The sequence below is a fragment of the Rhodococcus sp. JCM 9793 genome (genome assembly GCF_055380405.1).
In genome coordinates this window covers 3518495-3540613 of the sequence record NZ_AP043721.1, presented here as the reverse complement: position 1 = coordinate 3540613, position 22119 = coordinate 3518495, and the positions used below count along the sequence as shown (strand labels likewise).

Here is a 22119-nt window from a genome sequence, read left to right as displayed (position 1 = left end):
CCGCTCAGCGCGACACCTCCGTACCGATCCCCCACCGTCCGTGCCCACGTCGCACACTCACATCGCTGTCCCCGAGACGCGCGATGAGCACCGCGGCGATGTCCTGCGCCGCAGGCGGAGCCACCATCTCGTGGTGCTCACAGTCGATCCGGAACTGATGGATCTCGCCGTCGACGACGTCGTGCCACGCGGCGACCGCGGGCACCGACCCGGCGGAGCGGGTGGCGGTGAAGAACAACACGTCACCGTGGAAGGTCACCGGTGAATGCCGCCGCGCCGCGCGGGCCGCGGCCGCCGACCCGGCGTGCAACCGTTCGAGGTGCTGCGCGGTGAGCCCCGACAACTCCCCGAAAGTGACCTCGAGGAGTTCGAGCGCGTCGTCGTAGCTGGGGTCGGGGCCCCCGTTGACGGCGACACCGAGATCGCGGAGCATGTCCTTGACCGCCGGGGCGGCACCGCCGGGCACGTTGAGGTGCGCATCGAGCAACGCGAGGGTGTCGACGACCTCCCCGTCGCGTTGCAGTTCGACGGCGACCGCGTGGGCGACGATCCCGCCCAGCGACCAGCCCAGCAGATGGTACGGACCGTGTGGCTGCACCCGGCGGATCTCCTCGGCGTAACGCACCGCCAGCGACCGGATGCTGTCGACGGTGCCGGAACCACTCAAAGTGGGCAGCTGCAGCCCGTACACGGCGCGCTCCCCGTCGAGATGCTGGGTGAGCCCGGCGTACCCCCAGGCCAGACCCGCCGCGGGATGCACACAGAACAACGCCGGTGTGGTGCCTTCCCGGAGTGGCACGAGCACCCGCAGGGCGTCGTCGACGGTGCCGCTGTCCGCGTCCCCACTCAGATGTTGCGCCAGGTCGGCGACCGTGGGATGGGTGAACAACGCCGGCAATCCGATCCTCCGGTTGAGGCGTTGCGACAGATCCGGGACGAGGCGGGTCGCGAGCAGCGACGTACCACCGAGTTCGAAGAAGTTGCTGTCCGCGGAGACCGCCGTCAGACCCAGATGGGTGGCGAACACGTCCGCGACGAGACGTTCGAGGTCGGTGTCGGGGGCGCGGCCCTCCGCGGTGCGGGCCGTGAAATCCGGTGCGGGCAGCGCGCGCCGATCCAGTTTCCCGGCCGGGGTCAGCGGGATGGCGTCGAGGACGACGATCGCCGTCGGCACCATGTGCCCGGGCAGGTGCGCGGCGACATGCCGACGCAACACGACCGGGTCGGGGGCGGCGCCCTCGGCGGCGCGCACGTACGACACGAGCACCGTTTCCCCGGAGGGGGCGAGGTGGCCGAGGGTGTGCGCGAACACCACCTGATCGTGGCCGGTGAGCGTGGTGTCGATCTCGCCGAGTTCGACACGGAACCCGCGGATCTTGACCTGGAAGTCGGCGCGGCCCACATATTCGAGTTCGAGCCGGCCCGCCGTGTCACCGATCCACCGCACCACATCCCCGGTCCGGTACATGCGCTCCCCCGCCCGGCCGTACGGATCGGCGACGAACCGGCCGGCTGTCAGATCGGGCCGGGCGTGATAGCCGCGCGCCAGTCCGGGCCCGGCCACATACAGTTCGCCGGGCACCCCGACCGGGACGGGGCGCATCCGCGCGTCGAGCACCAGGGACCGGAATCCGCGCGACGGGCGACCGATGGTCACCGGCTGCCCCGCGCGCAGCGGGTCGGTCAGCGAGGTCATGATGGTCGCCTCGGTGGGGCCGTAGGCGTCGATCATGCGGTGTCCGTCGGCCCAGCGGTCGACGAGCTCCGGTGGGCATGCCTCACCGGCGACGAGCAGCACGTGCAGGTCGGGGACCTGCGCCGGGTCGAGGGAGGCGAGCGCGGTGGGGGTGATGAAGGCGTGGTCGACGCGGTGGGCGCGCAATGCGGCGGCGAGGTCGTCGCCGCCGTACACGCCGGGCGGCACGATCACCAGGCTCGCCCCCGCGGACAGCGCCATCATCATCTCGAAGATCGACGCGTCGAAACTCGGGGACGCCAGGTGTGAGACGCGGCTGCCGGGTTCGACGAGCAGATGGTCGTGTTCCTCGGCGGCGAGGTCGGCGAGTCCGCGATGGGTGACGGTCACACCCTTGGGGCGGCCGGTGGAACCGGAGGTGTAGATCAGATAGGCGCCGTGGTCGGAGCGCAGCGGCGTCGGACGATCCGCGTCGGTGATCGCGGTGGTGCCGCGGGCGGTGAGGTCGGCGCGGATCTCGTCCGAATCGAGCACGATCCAATCCACGGTGTCCGGGAGGGCGCCGCGGTGCGCGGTGTCGGTGATCCCGACGGTCGCGGCGCTGTCGGTGAGCATGAACTCGATCCGCTCGGGTGGATAGGTGGGGTCGACGGGCACGAACGCCGCGCCGCTGCGGGTGGTCGCCCACACCGCGGTCACCGAATCGATCGACCGGGGCAACGCGAGCGCCACCACGGTGTCGGGGCCGGCGCCGCGATCGAGGAGCAGCCACGCCAGTGCGGTCGAGGCACGGTCGAGTTCGCGGTAGGCGATGGTGCGGTCCCCGTCGACGACCGCGACGGCGGTGGGATCGACGGCGACGGCGTCGTCGAGCAGCTCCGGCCACAATCGGGCACCGACACTGTCCGGACCCCACGCGGGCACCAGGGTGTCGTGTTCGAGGTCGGTGAGCAGGTCGATGTCACCGACCGGGACATCCGGATCTGCGGTGACGGCGGTGAGCAGCCGGGTCAGGCGCGCCGCGAATCCGGTGACGGTACCGGCGTCGAACAGGTCGGTGGCGTACACGAACGCGGCGTCGAGACCGTTCCCGGACGCTCCGGCGTCGAGGACCCCAGCGGCGTCGGCGACGAGCAGTTCGAGGTCGAAGTTGCACACTGTCGGGTCCAGTGACACACCCTGCACCGTCAGATGCGGCAGCTCCAGCGCGGCACGTTCGGTGTTCTGGAATTCGAGGGAGACCTGGAACAGCGGTGAATGCGCGGTCGAGCGGATCGGGTCGGCGGTCTCGACCACGGTCTCGAACGGAATGTCGGTGTGCGCGAAGGCGTCGAGGTCGCGGTCGGTGACGTCGGTGAGCAGTTCGGTGAAGGTCGCCGCTGCCGACACCGGGGTGCGCAGGACCACGGTGTTGACGAACATGCCGACCACCTCGTCGAGGTCGCGGTGCCCGCGGCCGGCGACGGGGCTGCCGACGGCGATGTCGTCGGTGCCCGACAACCGCGCGAGGAGCACCGCGAGGGCGGCGTGCATCACCATGAACACCGTGGTGCCGTGCGCCGCGGCGAGCTGCGTGAGCCGCTGATGCAGCGCCGCGTCGATCGGGAAGCGGACCACGTCACCGCGGAACGATTGTTGCGGAGGCCGGGGCCGGTCGGTGGGCAGCGGCAACACCTCGGGCAGTTCGGCGAGGGTGTCGCGCCAGAACCGGATCTGGGTGTCGGCGAGGGACCGTGGGTCGGCCGGGTCGCCGAGCCGGTCGTGCTGCCACAGGGCGTAGTCGGCGTACTGGACGGGCAGCGGTGTCCAGGCGGGGGTGTCACCGCGGGTGCGGCTCTGGTAGGCGATCATCAGGTCGCGGGCCAGCGGTGCCAACGACGAGCCGTCTGCGGCGATGTGATGGACCACGAGCACCGCGATGTGTTCGTCGCGTCCGAGCGCGAACACCCGGGCCCGCAGCGGCACATCGACGGTGACGTCGAACCCGGCCGATGCGAACTCGGTGACCGCGGCGAGGGCCGCGTCGGCGCCGGCGGGCACCACATCGAGGGTCAGTGGCACGTCGTCGGCGGCGAGGATGCGCTGGTACGGTCCGTCGGCGGTGGCCGGGTACACGGTGCGCAGCGCTTCGTGCCGGGCCAGCACATCGTGGAGGGCAGCACCGAGCGCTGCGCGGGAGAGGTGCCCGCTCAGTCGGATCGCGAGCGGGATGTTGTACGCGGCGGAGGTGGTATCGAACTGGTTGACGAACCACAGGCGCTGCTGGGCCGGGGACAACGGAATGCGGTCGGGGCGCTGCCCCGCGGTGGGCCCGGTACGGGGACCGCCGTGGTCGGGGGTGCCCTCGACAGCGTCCAGATGCGCCGCGAGGTCCCGCACGGTGGGATGCTCGAACAGGGCGCGCACGGGGATGTCGCGGCCCAGGTGTTCGCCGAGGCGGGCGACGGCGCGCGTCGCGATCAGTGAGTTGCCGCCGATGTCGAAGAAACTGTCGGTGGCCGAAAGGGTGTCGAGTCCGAGCAGTTCGCTCAGGTGCTCGGCCAGAACGGTTTCGAGTCCCTCGGTGGGCGGCTGGTGGTCGGTGCCGGTGCGGGTCAGATCCGGTACGGGTAGGGCATTGCGGTCGAGTTTCCCGACGGGCGTCAGGGGGATCTCGTCGAGTACGGTGATGAAGGTCGGCACCATGTGCGCAGGAAGTCGCTGCGCCACATGGTTTTTGAGGGATTCCCGGTCGAGGGTTCCGGGAGCGGTCGGGTGGCAGTGCGCGACGAGTACGGTCTCGCCCGACGGGGCGATGTGCGCGACGGTCACAGCGAACCCGACGTCGGGATGGGTGGACAGGGCGGCGTCGATCTCGCCGAGTTCGACACGGAACCCGCGGATCTTGACCTGGAAATCGGACCGGCCCACATATTCGAGCTCGAGCCGGCCCGCCGGGTCACCGACCCACCGCACCACATCCCCGGTGCGATACATCCGCTCCCCCGCCCGGCCGTACGGATCGGCGACGAACCGGCCTGCTGTCAGGTCCGGCCGCGCGTGATAACCACGCGCCAGTCCGGTACCGGCGAGGTAGAGCTCACCGGCCACCCCGACGGGGACGGGCCGCAGCAACTCGTCGAGGATCACGGCGTGCACCCCACGCAGCGGCGGCCCGAGGGTCAGGGTGCTGTCGTGGTGCAGCGGGTCGCTGATCGCGGCCATGATCGTGGTTTCGGTGGGCCCGTAGGCGTCGACGAGGCGCCGGCCCGGTACCCAGGCGTCGAGCAGATCCACCGGCCAGGCTTCGCCGCCGACGGCGAGTTCGACGAGCGCGGTCAGGTCGGCGGGATCGAGGGAGGCGAGGGCGGCGGGGGTGATGAAACCGTGGGTGACGGCGTGCTCGGCGAGGAACCGGCCGAGTTCGGCGCCCCCGTACAACTCCGGGGGCACCACGACGAGGGTGGCGCCGGATCCGAAGGCCAGCAGGTATTCGAATATCGACGCGTCGAAGCTCGGTGACGAGAAGTGCATGACCTTCGAGCCCGGCCCCGCACCGAAACGCTCGCGCTGGTCGAGCGCGAAATTGTGCAGGCTGCGGTGTGTGGTCACCACCCCCTTGGGGCGGCCGGTGGAACCGGAGGTGTAGATCAGGTAGGCGGTGTGGTCGAGGCGCAGCGGCATCCGCCGGTCGGCGTCGGTGATCGGTGCGGTGACGCCGGTGCGCGTGTCGGTGTGGAGGTCGCTGCTGTGGAGGTCGAGCCATCGCACCGTGTCGGGCAACCCGCCGCGGTGCGCGCCGGTGGTGACCCCGATGGTCGCGCCGCAGTCCGCGAGCATGAACGCGACCCGCTCGGCCGGATAACGCGGATCGACCGGCACGAACGCCGCCCCGGTCTTGGTGATCGCCCACATCGCGAGCACCGACTCGACGGAGCGGGCGATACCCAGCGCGACGACGGTGTCCGGCCCGGCGCCGTCGGCGATCAGGTGGCGGGCCAGCACATCCGACCGGGCATCGAGATCCCGGTAGGTCATCGCGACGTCGCCGTCGGTCACCCCGATCGCGTCGGGATACGCGGCCGCGGTGGCGGTGAACAACTCCGGCAGGGTCAGTGTCGAACCCCCGTCCGGGCCGTGCACCGGGGTCAGCACGCCGCGTTCGGTGGCGGTGAGCACCGAACGCTGTGCGAGCAGCGCGGCGGGGTCGCCGGTCAAGGTGGTCAGGGCCGCGACGATGCGGTCGGCGACGACCGCAACCTCGCTGCGGTCGAACACCTCGGGCAGGTACTTCATCCGCAGATGCATCGCGGTGTCGGTGTGCGCGACGACGCTCAGCGGATAGTGCGCCGAGTCGCGGCCGGTGATCCCGGTGATCCGCATGCCGGCGATGTCGGTGTCGGCGCTCATGCCGGCCGCGTCGACCGGATAGGACTCGAACACGGTCAACGTGTCGAACCGGACGGCGGCACCGACATGCCGATCGAGGGTGTTCAGATCCAGATGATGATGATCGAGCAGCGCTGCCTGTTCGGCCTGCACCCGGTCGACGAGCCCCCCCACGGTGTCGCCGGGGTGCACCGTGATGCGTACCGGGACGGTGTTGATGAACAATCCGACCATCGTTTCGATCCCCGCCACCTGCGGAGGCCGGCCGGAGACGGTCGCCCCGAACACCACGTCGTTGCGGCCGGTGAGTGCACCGAGCACCAACCCCCACGCGACCTGCACCACCGTGTTGACGGTGACCCCACGCGCGGCGGCGACCGTGTCGATCCGCGCCGACAATTCGGCGCTCACATCGATATCGAGGTCCTCGGAGACGCCGCCGGTGGCGCCGGTACGGTGCTGCGGGGCGAGCAGCGTCGGCTCGTCGACCCCGGCGAGCGCGCGGCGGTAGGCGTCGAGCGAGACGTCGGGGTCGCGGTCGGCGAGCCACGCGAGATACGTGCCGAAACTCTGGGGCCGTTCGAGGATCGAGGTGTCGTTGTCGGTGGCGTACAGCACGAGCAGTTCCCGGATCAGGACCGGGGTGGACCAGCCGTCGAGCAGCAGGTGATGGTTCGTCAAGGCGATCCGGTGCCGGTCGGGGCCGATGTGCACGACCGTGACCCGCAGCAGTGGCGCGGCGGCCGTGTCGAATCGGGTGGTGCGGTCGGTGTCGAGCAGCCGGGTGGCGGCAGCGTCCGGATCCGGATCGTCGCTGGTGTCCGCCACCGTGAACGGCACCTCCGTGTGGGTCGGCACCACCTGCACGTAGCCGTCGGCGCCGTCGCCGGTGAACGCGACCCGCAGGTTCGGGTGCCGCACCAGCAGCAGCTGCACCGCGCGCCGCAGCCGCGGCGGGTCGAGCCGGCCGGTGACGTCGAGCACGAGCTGCACGACATACGCGTCCGGGTCGTCCCCGGCGAGCAACGCGTGGAACAGCAGACCGGTCTGCAGCGGCGCGGGCGGCCACACCGTCTCGAGCGGACCGTACCGGTCCTCGAGAAGTTCGAGGGTCGGCTGATCGAGCTGCACCAGCGGCAGATCCGACGGGGTCAGTCCCCCGGCGTGCGGGCTACGCGCATGCCGCGCCAGCGCCGTCGCGGCGGCGGTGAACCGCGCGGCGAGGGCGGTGACGTCGGTGTCGTCGAGCAGACCGGCCGGGAACGACCAGAACGTGCGCAGCACCGGCCCGTCGGGGCCGTCGACCGTCACCGCATTGAGATCGACCACGGCGGCGGCGGGCATGTCGAGGCTCTGCGTGCCGCCACGCCCGAACGCGCCGATCGGCAGCCACGGCACATCGGCGGAGGTGTCGGTGCCGACGGTGGGGCGACCGAGATAGTTGAAACTCAGTTGTGGGGTCGCCAGCGCCGCCAGTTCGGTGGCGGTGTCGTCGGCGAGATACCGCAGCAGACCGAAGCCGACACCGTGATCGGGGACCGCGGCGAGGTGTTCCTTGACGGCCTTGATGGCGCGGCCCGCGGCGGGACCCCCGGCGAGCGCGTCGTCGAGGTCGAGTCCGGCCAGGTCGAGGCGCAGCGGATGGATGGTGGTGAACCACCCGACGGTGCCGGACAGGTCGGCGCCGTCGGCGGCGGCGGTCTCCCGGCCGTGCCCTTCGACGTTGAGGAGCACCACGTCCCGGCGTTGTCCGCGGTCGCGGCGCCACGCCGTGACCGCGAGCGCGAAGGCGGTGAGCAGCCCGTGCTCGACCGACCCGTGGAACCGGTCGGGCACCGTCGTGAGCAGCGCCTCGGTCACCGATGTGGGCAGCACCGCCTCCACCGTCGCGACGGTGTCGTTGACATCGATGACCGGATCGAACGGTCGATCACCCACCGGAGGTTCGACGACATCGACGGTGCGGCGCCAGAACCCGAGTTCGGCGCGGCGCGCCGGATCGTGCGCAGAGTCGGTGAGGGCGTGCGCCCAGCGGCGTACCGACGTCCCCGTCACGGGCGGCAGCGCCGCCGCCGGGGCGTCCGGGCCGAGGCCGGCCGCCCACGCCGCCGCAAGGTCGGGCACCAGGATGCGCCACGACACCCCATCGACCGCGAGATGGTGGATCACCAGCAGCAGCCGCCCTGCGCCGGTCGCCGAGTCGAACCACACCACCTGCATCAGCACCCCGGCGGACGGATCGAGCCGGTCCGCAGCCGCGTCCAGTTCGTGCGAAGCCAGCGTGAAGAACTCGTCGGTGTCGGCGGCGCTGGTGACCGGCACCCGATGGATCACGGTGTCGGCGTGCACCGCACCGGGCGGGTCGACGTGGAGCGCGGCGCTGTGCGGCCGGTCGATACTCGAGTACAGGCGACCGCGGAGCATGTCGTGCCGATCGAGCAGTGTCTGGATCAGGGCGGTGAGCACGGGCCCGGTCAGATCGGTCGGCAGCCGCAGCAGCACCGCCTGCGTGTACCGGTCGTAGCTGCCACCACGCTCGAGCATCCAGTGCACGATCGGGGGCAGCGGCATCTCACCGACACCCCCACCGGGCAGTTCCGGCAGCACGGTCGGCGCGGCGGTGGTGGCGGCGACCGCGGCGAGCCCAGCGGGCGTCTTGTGCTCGAACACGTCCCGCGGGGTCAGTTCGAGCCCGGCGGCCTTGGCGCGCGACACCAACTGGATCGACATGATCGAGTCGCCGCCGAGGGAGAAGAACGAGTCGTCGACCCCGACGGTGTCGAGACCGAGAACCTGCGCGAACAACTCGACGAGCCGCGTCTCGCGGTCCCCGGCCGGGGCGCGGGTCACCGCGGAGCGCGCCGCGAAATCGGGGGCGGGCAGCGCACGGCGGTCCAGTTTGCCGGTGGCCCCCACCGGGAGGGTATCGAGCACCACCAAAGTGGCGGGCACCATGTACGCGGCGAGGTCGGAGGCGACCCGCGCCAGCACGGTGTCGACGTCGAGATCCACCCCGGTTTCCGGCACGAGATAACCGACGAGCCGGTCGGTGGCGGTGCGCTCGTCATGATGCACGACCACCACAGCGCGGGCGACACCGGCAGTCCGCACCAGAGCCGCTTCGATCTCGCCGAGTTCGATGCGGAAACCACGCATCTGGACCTGGAAGTCGCTGCGCCCGACGTATTCGACGTCGCCGCCGCGGGTGCGGCGGGCGAGGTCACCGGTGCGGTAGAGCCGCGCGCCGGAACTGCTGTGCGGGTCCGCGACGAAGCGGGCGGCGGTCAGATCGGGACGGTGCAGATAACCGCGGGTCAATTGCCCACCGGAGACGTACAGTTCGCCGATCGTGCCGGTGGGGACGGGATGCAACCGCGTATCGAGGATGTGCAGCTGCAGCGAGGGCAGCGGTGCACCGATGAGGCTGGCGTTCGCCTCCGCGGCCATCGCGCGATCGAGCGGCAACGCGGTGACGTGCACGGTGGTTTCGGTGATGCCGTACATGTTCACCAACGTGGGCGTGGTGTCGTCGTGCCGGCGGTACCAGCGGTCGAGTTGCGCCAGATCGAGGGCTTCGCCACCGAAGATGATCCAGCGCAACGGCAGCGGTGGCCCCCCGGCTGCGCGGTCGGCTTCGACGAGTTGCTGGAATGCGGTCGGGGTCTGGTTCAGGACGGTGACCTGTTCGCGGCGCAGCAAGGCGAGGAACTCGTCGGGGGTGCGGGCGGTGTGGTAGTCGACGACGACGAGGCGGCCGCCGTGCGCGAGGGCACCCCACAGTTCCCACACCGAGAAGTCGAAGGCGTAGGAGTGGAACAGCGTCCACACGTCGTGCTGGTCGAAACCGAACTGCGGGTGCGTGTCGGTCATCAGGGTCACGACGGTGCGGTGCGGCACCACCACACCTTTGGGGCGGCCGGTGGACCCGGACGTGTAGATCACGTACGCGGTCTGATCCGGATGCACCGGGCGCCGCTCCCCGTCGGTCAGGGGCGCGGTGGGCAGCGCGGCGAGCCGGTCGTGCACGGCCTGCTCGTCGAGCAGCACCGTCTCGGGGGCGGTCTCGGGCATGAACGCGGCGTGCTCGGCGGTGGTGAGCACACACACCGGGTGGGCGTCGGCGAACATGAACGCGAGGCGCTCCGGCGGGTAGGCCACGTCGATCGGTAGGTAACCGGCGCCGGCGTCGAGGATCGCGAGCAACGCGGCGACGAGTTCGCAGGTGCGGGGCAGGGCCACCGCGACGAGGGTGTCGGGGCCCGCCCCGTGATCGAGCAGCAGCCGCGCGAGGCGGTGGACACGCTCCTCGAGTTGCCGGTAGGTCAGCTGTCCGTCGTCGGCAGTCACCGCGACCGCGTCGGGGTCCAGAGCGGCGCCGCGGCGGAACAGATCGAGCAGTGTGTCGCTGCTCACGGCGGAATGGCCGTCCGTGCGCGCGGCGGAGTGGGTGGCGGATTCGAGGTCGGTGAGCAGATCGAGATCGCCGATCGCGCGTTGCGGGTCGGTGGTGACCGCGGTGAGCACCCGCACGAACCGGTCGGTGATCGCCACGGCGGTGTCGGCGTCGAACAGATCGGTGGCGTAGGTGAACGCGCAGTTCAGGCCACCGTCCGGGTTTTCCTGCACCGTGAGCTGCAGATCGAACTTGGCGACGCTCATGTCGGCGTCGAGGGCCTCGACGGTCAACTCCGGCAACTCGAGGTGGGCGCGCTCGGTGTTGCCGAACTCGAGCACCACCTGGAACAGCGGGGAATGATCGGTGGCGCGGGTCGGGGCAAGCGCGTCGACGAGTTTCTCGAATGGCAGTTCGGTGTGCCCGAACGCCGCGACATCGACCTCGCGGGTGCGGTGCAGATGATCGCTGAACGAGAGCGCCCCGGTGATGGGGGTGCGCAACACCACGGTGTTGACGAACATGCCGACCAGGTCGTCGAGAGCACGGTGCCCACGGCCGGCGACGGGGCTGCCGATTGCGATGTCGTCGGTGCCCGACAATCGGGCGAGGAGCACCGCCAGCGCGGTGTGCACCGTCATGAACAGCGTCGCGTTGTGCGCGGCGGCGAGATCGACCAGACCAGCGTGCACCGCGCGGTCGACGTCGAAGCGGTGCACCGCGCCGCGGAACGACTGCTGTGGCGGCCGCGGACGATCGGTGGGCAGCGGCAGCACCTCCGGCAGATCGGCGAGGGTGTCGCGCCAGAAGTCGAGTCGGGTCGCGGCGATCGACTCCGGGTCGGTGGGATCACCGAGCAGATCCTGTTGCCACAGGGCGTAATCGACGTACTGCACGGCCAGCGGCGGCAGATCCGGGGTGGTGCCACGGGTGCGGGCCAGATAGGCGGTCATCAGGTCCCGGGCCAGCGGCGCCATCGACGCGCCGTCCGCGGCGATGTGATGCACCACCACAACCAGAACATGCTCGGTGTCGGACAGTGCGAGCAGTGCCGCGCGGACCGGCACCGCGGTGGCCACATCGAAACCGGCGCCGATCAGGTCGGCGACGCGGTCGGGCAGGTCGGTCTCCGCGACAGGTTCCGGGCGCAGCGCGGTCAGGACCTTCTCGGCGGTCGAGATGAGCTGCCGGGGTCCGTTCTCGTCGCCGGGATACCAAGTGCGCAGCGTCTCGTGCCGAGCCAGCAGATCCGACACGGCACCGTCGAGAGCCGCCGGGTCGAGGTGGCCGGTGAGGCGGATCGCGAGGGGGATGTTGTAGGCGGCGGAGGTGGTGTCGAACTGGTTGACGAACCACATCCGTTGCTGGGCGGGGGCGAGTGGGAGCCGTTCGGGGCGCACCGCGGGCACCAACGGGGTGTGTGCGTGCCCGCCGTGATCGTCGAGGACCCGCGCGGCGAGGCTCCGCACGGTGGGGGCCTCGAACAGGACTCGCACCCCGGCGTCGGTGCCGAGTGCGGCGTTCACGCGGGCCACGACGCGGGTGGCGATCAGGGAGTTGCCGCCGATGTCGAAGAAGTTGTCCTCCACCGACACCCGCTCGTGGCCGAGGATGTCGGCGAGGATGTCGGCGAGGACACGTTCGAGGTCCGTGGCCGGTGGCCGGTAGTCACCGCCGGTGGCGGTCAGGTCCGGGACGGGCAGTGCCCGGTGATCGAGTTTCCCGACGGGGGTCAGGGGGATCTCGTCGAGCACCACCACGGTCGCCGGCACCATGTGGGCGGGCAGGCGCGCGGCGACATGCGCGCGGACCGCGGCGGGGTCGATGTCGGTGCCGGTCTCGGGGAGCACGTAGGCGATCAGCACGGTGTCGCCGGAGGGAGCGGTGTGTCCGGCGGTGTGCGCGAACACCACGTGGTCGTGGCCGGTGAGGGCGGCGTCGATCTCGCCGAGTTCGATGCGGAAGCCGCGGACCTTGACCTGGAAATCGGAGCGGCCGAGGTATTCGACGGTGTGGTCGGCGCGCCAACGCACGACGTCGCCGGTGCGGTACATCCGTTCACCGCCGCGGCCGTAGGGGTCGGCGAGGAACCGGGCCGCGGTCAGGTCGGGGCGACGGTGGTAGCCGCGGGCGACGCCGGGCCCGCCGATGTACAGTTCGCCGGCCACCCCGACGGGCACGGGCCGCAGCCGGTCGTCGAGGACGACCTGATGGAAGCCGACGGCGGGACCACCGACGGTGACGACCTCGTCGGGGTGCAGCGCCGGGCTGACGCTGGTTTCGATGGTGGCCTCGGACGGGCCGTAGCCGTTGAACATCCGGCGGCCCGGGGCCCATCGGGCGACGAGTTCCGGTGGGCATGCCTCCCCGGCGACGACGAGGACGCGGAGGGTGTCGAGGTCGTGCGGGTCGAGGGAGGCCAGCGCGGTGGGGGTGATGAATGCATGGGTGACCTGTTGGTCGCGCAGGAGCCGGGCGAGTTCGTCGCCGCCGTACACGTCGGGCGGCACGATCACCAGGGTCGCGCCGGCGCAGAACGCCTTGGTGTATTCGAAGATCGACGCGTCGAAGCTCGGGGACGCCAGGTGCGAGACGCGGGCGTGGTGGGTGATCGCGAAGTGGTCGCGGACCTCGGCGTTGAGGTTGGTCAGGCCCCGGTGGGTGACGACGACCCCCTTGGGTCGGCCGGTCGAGCCGGAGGTGTAGATCAGGTAGGCGGGATGGTCGAACAGCAGCGGGGTGGTGCGGTCGGTGTCGGTGATCGGGTCGGTGGACGCCGTGGCGATGCGCTCGCGCTGGTCGGGGTCGTCGAGGACGAGCCACGGCACGGTTCCCGGTAACCGGTCGCGGTGGTCTGCGGTGGTCAATCCGAGGGCTGCGGCGCAGTCGGTGAGCATGTACGCGATGCGTTCGGGTGGGTAGGTGGGGTCGACGGGCACGAACGCCGCGCCGGCCTTGGTGACCGCCCACACCGCCGCCACCGATTCAATGGACCTCGAAATACCCAGTGCCACCACACTTTCCGGTCCCACTCCGGTGTCGATGAGCAGGTGGGCGACGCGAGTGGACCAGTTGTCGAGTTCCCGGTAGGTCACCTCGCGGCCACGGAACGACAAGGCCACCGAGTCGGGCACGATCGCGGCGATGGCGGTGAGCATCTCCGGCCACTGCTGCGGCGAGACCGGGGGGAGGCCACGGGCCGGGGCGAGGGCAGCCAGTTCGACACCGGTGACGATGCCGATGTCACCGACCGGGATCTCGGCGCCCACGGCCGCGGGCGATTCGGCGCTGATCGCGTCGACGATGCGGGTGAACCGGTCCGCGAACGACACCACGGTGTCGGTGTCGAACAGATCGGTGGCATAGGTGAAGTACGCCGCGATCCCGGCCGGCCCGTCGTCGTCGACGGTTTCGGCGACCGACAACTGCAGATCGAACAGCGACAACGGCGCCGCGAGATCGAGGACCCCGACGGTCAGGTCCGGCAACACCACCTCGGGGCGTTCGGTGTCCTGGAATTCGAGCATCACCTGGAACAGCGGTGAATACGCCGTCGACCGGGGCGGATCGAGGACCTCCACGAGACGCTCGAACGGGATGTCCGCGTGATCGAACGCCGCGAGGTCGTCCCCGCGGACCCGCCGCAGCAACGCCGCGAACGATTCGGTGTCGTCGACGCGGGTGCGCAACACGACGGTGTTGACGAACATGCCGATCAACTCGTCGAGGTTGCGGTGCCCGCGCCCCGCGACCGGCGTGCCGATCGCGATGTCGCAGGTCGACGACAACCGGGCGAGCAGCACCGCCAGCGCGGCATGCACCACCATGAACACCGACGTGTCGTGCCGGCGCGCCAACGCCACCAACCGGCGGTGGGTGGCGGCGTCGAGCGTGAACGGCACCCGGGCGCCGCGACGGCTCTGCTGCACCGGACGGGCCCGATCCAGGGGCAGTTCGAGCAGTTCCGGGACCCCGTCGAGCCGCTCACGCCAGAACGACAATTGCCGCGCGGCGAGGGATTCTCGGTCGGTCTCGTCACCGAGCACCGCGCGCTGCCACATCGTGTAGTCGGCGTACTGGATCGGCAGCGGCGCCCAGCCGGGGCCGTGCCCGGCGGCGCGGGCGGTGTAGGCGGTGATGACATCGCGGGCCAGCGGCCCGAGGGAGAATCCGTCGCCGGTGATGTGATGCAGCACCATCACGAGCACGTGCTCGGTGTCGGAGAGCGCGAGCAGCCGGATGCGGGCGGGAATTTCGGTGGCGACGTCGAATCCGGTGGTGGCGATCTTGTCGAGGTGCGCTGTCAGAGTGTCGGCGTCGAGCGCGGTGACGGTGAAGTCGGGTAGCGACGCCGCCGCGGCCGGGACGATCACCTGCACGGGGCCGGTGTCGGCGAACGGGTAGCGGGTGCGCAGCGATTCGTGGCGGGCGACCACGTCGGTGACCGCGGCGCGCAGGGTGTCCAGTTCCAGGTGTCCGGTCAGGCGCAGCGCCACGGCGATGTTGTAGGCCGGGGAGGTGGTGTCGAACTGGTTGATGAACCACATCCGCTGCTGCGCCGGGGACAGCGGCAGCGGATCGGGGCGCTGCCCGGCGGTCAGCGCGGGACGTGCCGTGGACGGCACGTCGACGGAGGTGCGGTGCACGTGATCGAGCACCGCCGCGGCGGTCGGATTGTCGAACAGGTCGCGGATGCCGAGGTCGGTGCCGAGCGTCGTCGACAGGCGCGCGGCGAGCCGCATCGCGAGCAGGGAGCCGCCGCCGAGGTCGAGGAAACTGTCGTGCAATCCCACGCGGGGCACGTCGAGCAGTTCGGCGAAGGTGTCGGCCACGAGTTGTTCGACGGGGGTGCGCGGCGGGCTGTACGCACGGTCGGGTGCGGACTTCTCGGGGGCCGGGAGCGCGTCGCGGTCGAGTTTGCCGTTGACCCCGACCGGGAACCGGTCGAGCACGAGCAGCGTGGTGGGCACCATGTAGTCGGGAAGCCGCTGCGCGAGCGCGTCGGTGACCGCGGCGGTGTCGATGCTGCGGTCGGGGTGCGGCACCACATAACCGGTGAGCACGTCGTCGGCGAGGTGGTGCACGAGCACCGCGGCCTGCGCGACGTCGGGATGGCTGCGCAGGGCGTGTTCGATTTCGCCGAGTTCGATGCGCAGGCCGCGGACCTTGACCTGGAAGTCGGTGCGGCCCAGGTACAGCAGGGCGCCGTCGCGGCGGCGGGTGGCGAGGTCGCCGGTGCGGTACATCCGCTCCCCCGGATGTCCGTGCGGGTCGGCGACGAACCGGTCGGCGGTCAGGGCGCCGCGGGCGAGGTAGCCGCGGGCGAGTTGCACCCCGGCGAGATACAGTTCGCCGACCGCCCCGACGGGCACCGGGTGCAGACGGGCGTCGAGGACGTAGGCGCGGGTGTTCCATACCGGGCTGCCGAGGGGAACGCTGCCGGTGTCGTCGTCGCCGGTGGTCCAGGCGGTGACGTCGACGGCGGCTTCGGTGGGCCCGTACAGGTTGTGCACTCCGCTCTGCGGGAAGGCGCGGCGGGTCGCGGCGGCGGTTTCCGGGGGTAGGGCCTCACCCGAGGCGAACAGGTGCCGCAGCGAGGTGCCGGCCTCCGGCCGGGTCTCGGCGTTCGCGGTGAACACGGCGAGCATGGACGGCACGAAATGTGCGACGGTGATCTGCTGCGTGTCGATGAGCTCGAGCAGATAGTCGGGGTCGCGGTGACCGCCGGGCGCGGCGAGCACGAGCCGCGCTCCGGTGTGCAGGGGCCAGAAGAACTCCCACACCGACACGTCGAACGTCGCGGGAGTCTTCTGCAGCACGCTGTCGGTGGCGGTCAGCGGATAGGTGTGCTGCATCCAGCGCAGCCGGTTGACGATGGCGCGGTGGGGCACCGCGACGCCCTTGGGGCGGCCGGTGGAGCCGGAGGTGTAGATGACGTAGGCGAGGTCGTCGCCGACAGCGGGGCGACGGTCGGTGTCGGTCAGGGGGGCGTCGGATTCGTCGGCGGTGTCGAGGGTGTCGAGATGCAGGACCTCGACGGCGGTGCCCGCGAGGCAGGCGGCGTCGGCGGTGACGGTCAGGACGAGCGCGGGGCGGGCACTGCCGAGCACGTAGCCGGTGCGTTCGGCGGGATGCTCGGGGTCGAGCGGCAGATAGGCGGCGCCGGTCTTGACGATGGCGTACATGCCCACGAGCAGGTCGAGCGAACGGGACACGGCCAGGCCGACGACCCGCCCGGGCCCGGCGCCGTGGCGCAGCAGGACCCGGGCGAGACGGTTGGTGGCGGCATCGAATTCGGCGTAGCCGAGGGTGTGGTTCCCGGCGACGACAGCCGGGGCGTCCGGGGTGGCGGCGACCTGCGCGGCGAACGGGTCGAGGAGGGTGTCGCCGGCGGGCAGCGCGGCGGTGGTGCCGTTCCATTCGTCGAGCACCCGGCTGCGTTCGTCGGCGGTGAGGAGGTCGAGGTCGCCGACGGCGCGGCCGGGTGCGGTCACCGCCGCGGTGATCAGCCGCACGAGGCGGTCGGTGAATCCGGCGGCAGTGTCGGCGTCGAACAGGTCGGTGGCGTACGACAGGGCGCCGTGCAGCGAGTCGATGCTCCCGTCGGAGCCCGGGATCTCCGTGACCGTCAAGTGCAGATCGAATTTGGTGGTGGCGGTGTCGATTTCCGCGATGTCGATGGTCAGGTCCGGCAGTTCCAGGTGGGCGGTGTCGTTGTTCTGGAACGCGAGCATCACCTGGAACAGCGGCGAATGCGCCGCCGACCGGTACCCGGCGAGGAGGTCGACGAGCGCATCGAACGGCAGGTCGGCGTGCGCGAACGCTTCGAGGTCGCCGTCGCGGACCGCTTGCAGATAGGTGCCGAAGGGCATCGCCGACGGCACCGCGGTGCGCAGCGCGACGGTGTTGACGAACATGCCGACCAGGTCGTCGAGCTCGGGTTCCCCGCGCCCCGAGACGGGGGTGCCGATGGTGACGTCGTCGCTGCCGGACAGGCGCGCGATCAGCAGACTCAGCGCGGCGTGCACCACCATGAATTCGGTGGCGCCGTGCGAGTGCGCGACCGCGGTGATCTTCCGGTACAGGGCGGGTTCGATGTCGAATTCGACGGTGGCGCCGCGGAACGACTGGGCGGGGGGCCGCGGCCGGTCGGTGGGCAACGCACCGATCTCCGGGGCGCCGGCGAGCCGGGTGTGCCAGAAGTCGAGTTGCTCGGTGGCGCGGGAGGTGGGGTCGCCGACGGTGCCGAGGCTCTCGTCGAACCACAGGGTGTAGTCGGCGTACTGCACGGGCAGCGCGTCCCACTGCGGGTTCTGCCCGTCGCGGCGGGCGAGATAGGCGGTCATCAAGTCGCGGGCCAGCGAGGCCAGCGAGGCACCGTCCGCGGCGATGTGGTGCACGACCACGGCGACGACATGCTGCTCGTCGTGCACGCGTAGCAGCCGCAACCGCACCGGCGGGTCGACGGTGACGTCGAATCCGGCGGTGACGACCTCGGCGACCACCCGGTCGAGGTCGGTCTCGGCGACGGTGGTCGGGATCGGGTCGAGGTCGATCGCCGTCGCCGGCAGGATCTGTTGGATCGGGCCGTCGGCGGTCGCGGGGAACAGGGTGCGCAGCGCCTCGTGCCGGTCGAGTAGATCGTGCACCGCGGTGGTGAGCGCGGCGACGTCCAATCTGCCGGTCAAGGTGATGGCGACGGGAATGTTGTAGGCGGCGGAGGTGGTGTCGAGCTGGTTGACGAACCACAGTCGCCGTTGGGCGGCGGACACCGGTACCCGCTCGGGTCGGGGGCGTGCCGTGAGCGGCACCCGTGCGACGCGGTGCGCGGCGGCGCCGCTCGCGTCGAGGTACGCGGCGAGGGCCCGCGCGGTGGGGGCCTCGAACAGGGTCCGCACCCCCACTTCGGTGCCGAACGTGTCGCCCAGGCGGGCCACCACGCGAGTGGCGATCAGGGAGTTGCCACCGAGGTCGAAGAAGCTGTCGTCGAGTCCGACCCGATCGACCCCGAGCTGGTCGGTCAGGATCTGCGCGACCGCGGTTTCGGTGGGTGAGACCGGTTCGGTGCCGTCCGAGGCGGTGGTGAACACCGGTTCGGGCAGGGCGCGGCGGTCGAGTTTGCCTACGGGGGTCAGCGGGATGTGGTCGAGCACCACGAGCGCGGCGGGAACCATGTGTGCGGGCAGCCGCTGCCGCAGGTGCTCGACCACGGTGTCGGTGTCGATGACCTCACCGGTGTCGGGCAGCACGTATGCCACGAGCATCGGATCGCCGGAGGGGGCGGTGCGGCCGAGGGTGATGGCGAACGCGACGGTGTCGTGGTCGGTCAGGGCGGCGTCGATCTCGCCGAGTTCGATGCGGAACCCGCGGATCTTGACCTGGAAATCGGAGCGTCCGAGATATTCGATGGTGTCGTGGTGATACCAGCGCACCACGTCACCGGTGCGGTAGGTGCGGGATCCGGGTGTGCCGTAGGGATCGGCGACGAATCGGGTCGCGGTCAGGCCGGGGCGGTCGAAATAGCCGCGGGTGACGCCGGCGCCCCCGATGTACAGTTCGCCCGCCACCCCGCGTGGTACCGGATGCAGCCGGGTGTCGAGGACGACCTCGGTGACCCCGCACACCGGCGCCCCGAGGGTGACGGTCTCCCCTGCGACGAGTGGTTCGGTGATGTTGACGACGATGGTGGTTTCGGTGGGTCCGTAGGCGTTGAACATCCGCCGCCCGGGTGCCCACCGCGCGGCGAGTTCCGGGGGGCAGGCCTCCCCGGCGACGGTGATCGATGCGGCCTGCAGGCGGGCCGGATCGAGGGACGCCAACGCTGCGGGGGTCGAGAACATGTGGGTGACGCGTTCGTGGTTGAGCAGGTCGGTCAGTTCGTCGCCGCCGTACACGGTGGCCGGGACGACCACGAGGGTCGCGCCGACCCCGAACGCGGTCATGTACTCGAAGATCGACGCATCGAAACTCGGCGACGAGAAGTGCGAGACCCGCGCGGTGGGGGGCGGCGCGAGCCGGGTGTGCAGGGTCGCCGACAGGTTCGCCAGGCCGCGGTGCGGCACGAGCACCCCTTTGGGGCGGCCGGTGGATCCGGAGGTGTAGATCAGGTAGGCGGCGTGATCGAAGTGCAGATCGCAGGGCCGGTCGGCGTCGGTGACGGGAGCACCGGAGGTGTGCTCGATGCGGTCGCGCAAGTCCGGGGCGTCGAGTTCGAGCCAGGGCACGAGGTCGGGTAGGTGTGGCCGGTGTGTGCCGGTGGTCAGGCCGAGCACGGCACCGGAATCGGTGAGCATGTATTCGATGCGGTCGAGCGGATAGGCCGGGTCGATCGGCACGAACGCCGCACCGGCCTTGGCGACCGCCCACAGCGCGGCGACCGATTCGATGGACCGCGCGATTCCCAGTGCGACGATGCGTTCCGGTCCGGCACCCTCCTCGAGGAGGACGCGGGCGAATCGGTTGGACCACAGGTCGAGTTCGCCGTAGGTCACCGATCGGTCACCGTAGACGAGGGCGGGGCTGTCGGGGACGATCGCGGCGACCGCGGAGAGCAGTTCGGGCCACAGCTGCGGGGACATCGCCGGGCGTCCGCGGGCGGGCAGCAGCCCGTGCGGTTCACCGTCGGCGACGACGGGCAGGTCACCGACCGGGCGGTGCGGATCTGCGCAGGCGGCCGTCAGGACACGGCCGAGCCGCGTCACGAAGTCCTCGGCGGTGTGGGCGTCGATGTCGGCGCGGCGGAACACGGCGTGCACGGCCAACTCGTCGGCAGTGACCGTGAGGTGCAGGGTCAGGGCTGCGGTCGTGTCCGGTGCAGTCGTGTCCCCGGTGACCGCCAGCACCACCGGCGGGATCGGGGCGGTCCCGGCCGCAGCCAGGTCGTCGGCGGTGATCTCGGCGTAGCCTGCGGCCTCGGTGTCGAGGGCCGTCAGCCGGTCGACCAGGGTGCTGAACGGTTCCGCGCCGTCGACCCGTGCGCACAACGGCAGCAGGATCGCGGGGCCGGGCCGTCCGACGACGGTGTTCTCCTCGGCAGTCAGGCGGGCCGCGACGATCGCGGTGGCGGCGTGCAGTACCGGATACCAGGGGTCGTCGGGGTCGCTCGACACCGCGGCCAGGGCATCCAGATCCGTGGCTGTGACGGCGATCGTGGTGTCGACGGTGCCGCGTGTGTCGTCGTCGGGGGCTGCGGTGGCCTCGCCCGGGGTGGTACGTGGCAACCGGAGCTGTTCGGGGGCGCCCGCGAGGGCGCGGCGCCAGAACGCCGCGGACTGCACCTCGTGCCGGCGACGGCGGCCGATTTCGGCGGTGGCCGTGTCGATCCGGTCCAGCGGAGTGTCCGCGGGAGCACGCAGAAACTCGTCGAGCAGCGCGACGAACGCGGCGTGGTGCCCGGCCAGTTCGTCGCGGTGATAGCGATGCGGGTTGCCGCGGAAATCGATGAAGGTCTTCGCGGGGGTCCCGCTCTGATAGATGTTGACCAGCAGGTCCTCGACGGGACCGGAGGTCATGATGTGGAATTCCCCGCGGATGTCGCCGAGTGTGAGCTCCTGGTGGAAGAGCATGACGTTGACCATCGGCCCGGCGTAGCGGGTCGGATCCCCGGCGGCGCCCCCTTCGCGGCGGATGTCCTCGAGGCTGAAACGCTGGTGCCGCAACGCACCGGTGAGCTCCAGCTGCACCCGTTGCACCAGGTCGTGACGGGTGTCGTCGGCGGTGAGCCCGATGTGCAGCGGCGCGGTATTGACGAGCATGCCGCCGCTGCGCCGGACGACGGCGGTGGTGCGCGCCGAGACGGGCAGGTTGATCACCACATCGTCGTGGCCGGTCATCCGCGCCAGATAGGTCGCGAAGGCGGCGATGACCGTCGCGGTGGCCGATGAGCTTGCGGTCTCGTCGCTCAGGGCCAGGGCCCGCACCAGATCGTCCGATAAGGCGGTGCCGGTGAGCAGGCTCTGCGCAGCCGTCGGAGCGTCGCGTTGCGCGAGGGTCGATCCGTCCTCGAGTCCGGCGACCCGTTCGAGCCAGTAGTCGCGGTCGGACACGTAGCGGGTCGATCCGTGGTAGTCACGGTCCCAGTCGTAGAGGGTGCGCAGGTCCGCAGCGCGCGCGGAGTCCGGTTCACGCTGTTCGTGTGCCGCGGTGTAGAGCGCCGCGGCCCGGTTGAGCATGGTCATCGCGGCATAGCCGTCGAGCGCGACGTGGTGGATGCGGGTGTACCAGAGGTACCGGTCGTCGGCGATCTGCAGGATCGCCATGTTCACCAGCAGATCGGTGGTCAGGTCGACCGGGCGGGCGTAGTCGGCGTCCATCCAGTCCCGGGCGGCGCGCAGCGGGTCGGGTTCGTCACGGAAGTCGAACTGCGGGATGGTTTCGGTGGCGATGGAGCTGTCCACGACCTGGTAAGGCTCGCCGTCGACCTCGAGGATCCGCAGGTAGGCAGATTGGAATTCGCCGCCGGCGCGGTACGAGACCCGGCACAGCAGATCGATGTCGAGGTCGCCGCGCAGGTCGATGTACTGTGCGATGCAGATCGGCACGTGCGGCGCGAGTTGCTGCGCGAACCAGATCGACCGTTGCGCGGACGACAGCGGGAAGGCGCCTTCGGGCAGCGCCGACTCATGAGATCGCAACGACATTACCCCTCCGAGAAGCGATGTGG

The 22119-nt window shown here is 70.8% G+C and carries 1 protein-coding gene; it reads right to left on the bottom strand.

Features of this window, described 5'->3' with window-relative positions; genetic code table 11:
* Positions 1–4: 4 nt before the first annotated feature.
* Positions 5–22096 (bottom strand): non-ribosomal peptide synthase/polyketide synthase, encoded by a 22092-nt coding sequence (locus ACZ46K_RS18350; RefSeq protein WP_464744014.1) that lies wholly within the window; start codon positions 22094–22096, stop codon positions 5–7.
* Positions 22097–22119 lie beyond the last annotated feature (23 nt).

Excerpts from the sequence above, each read along its gene's own strand:
- ACZ46K_RS18350 (WP_464744014.1), bottom strand. The coding sequence starts at position 22,096 with ATGTCGTTGCGATCTCATGAGTCGGCGCTGCCCGAAGGCGCCTTCCCG.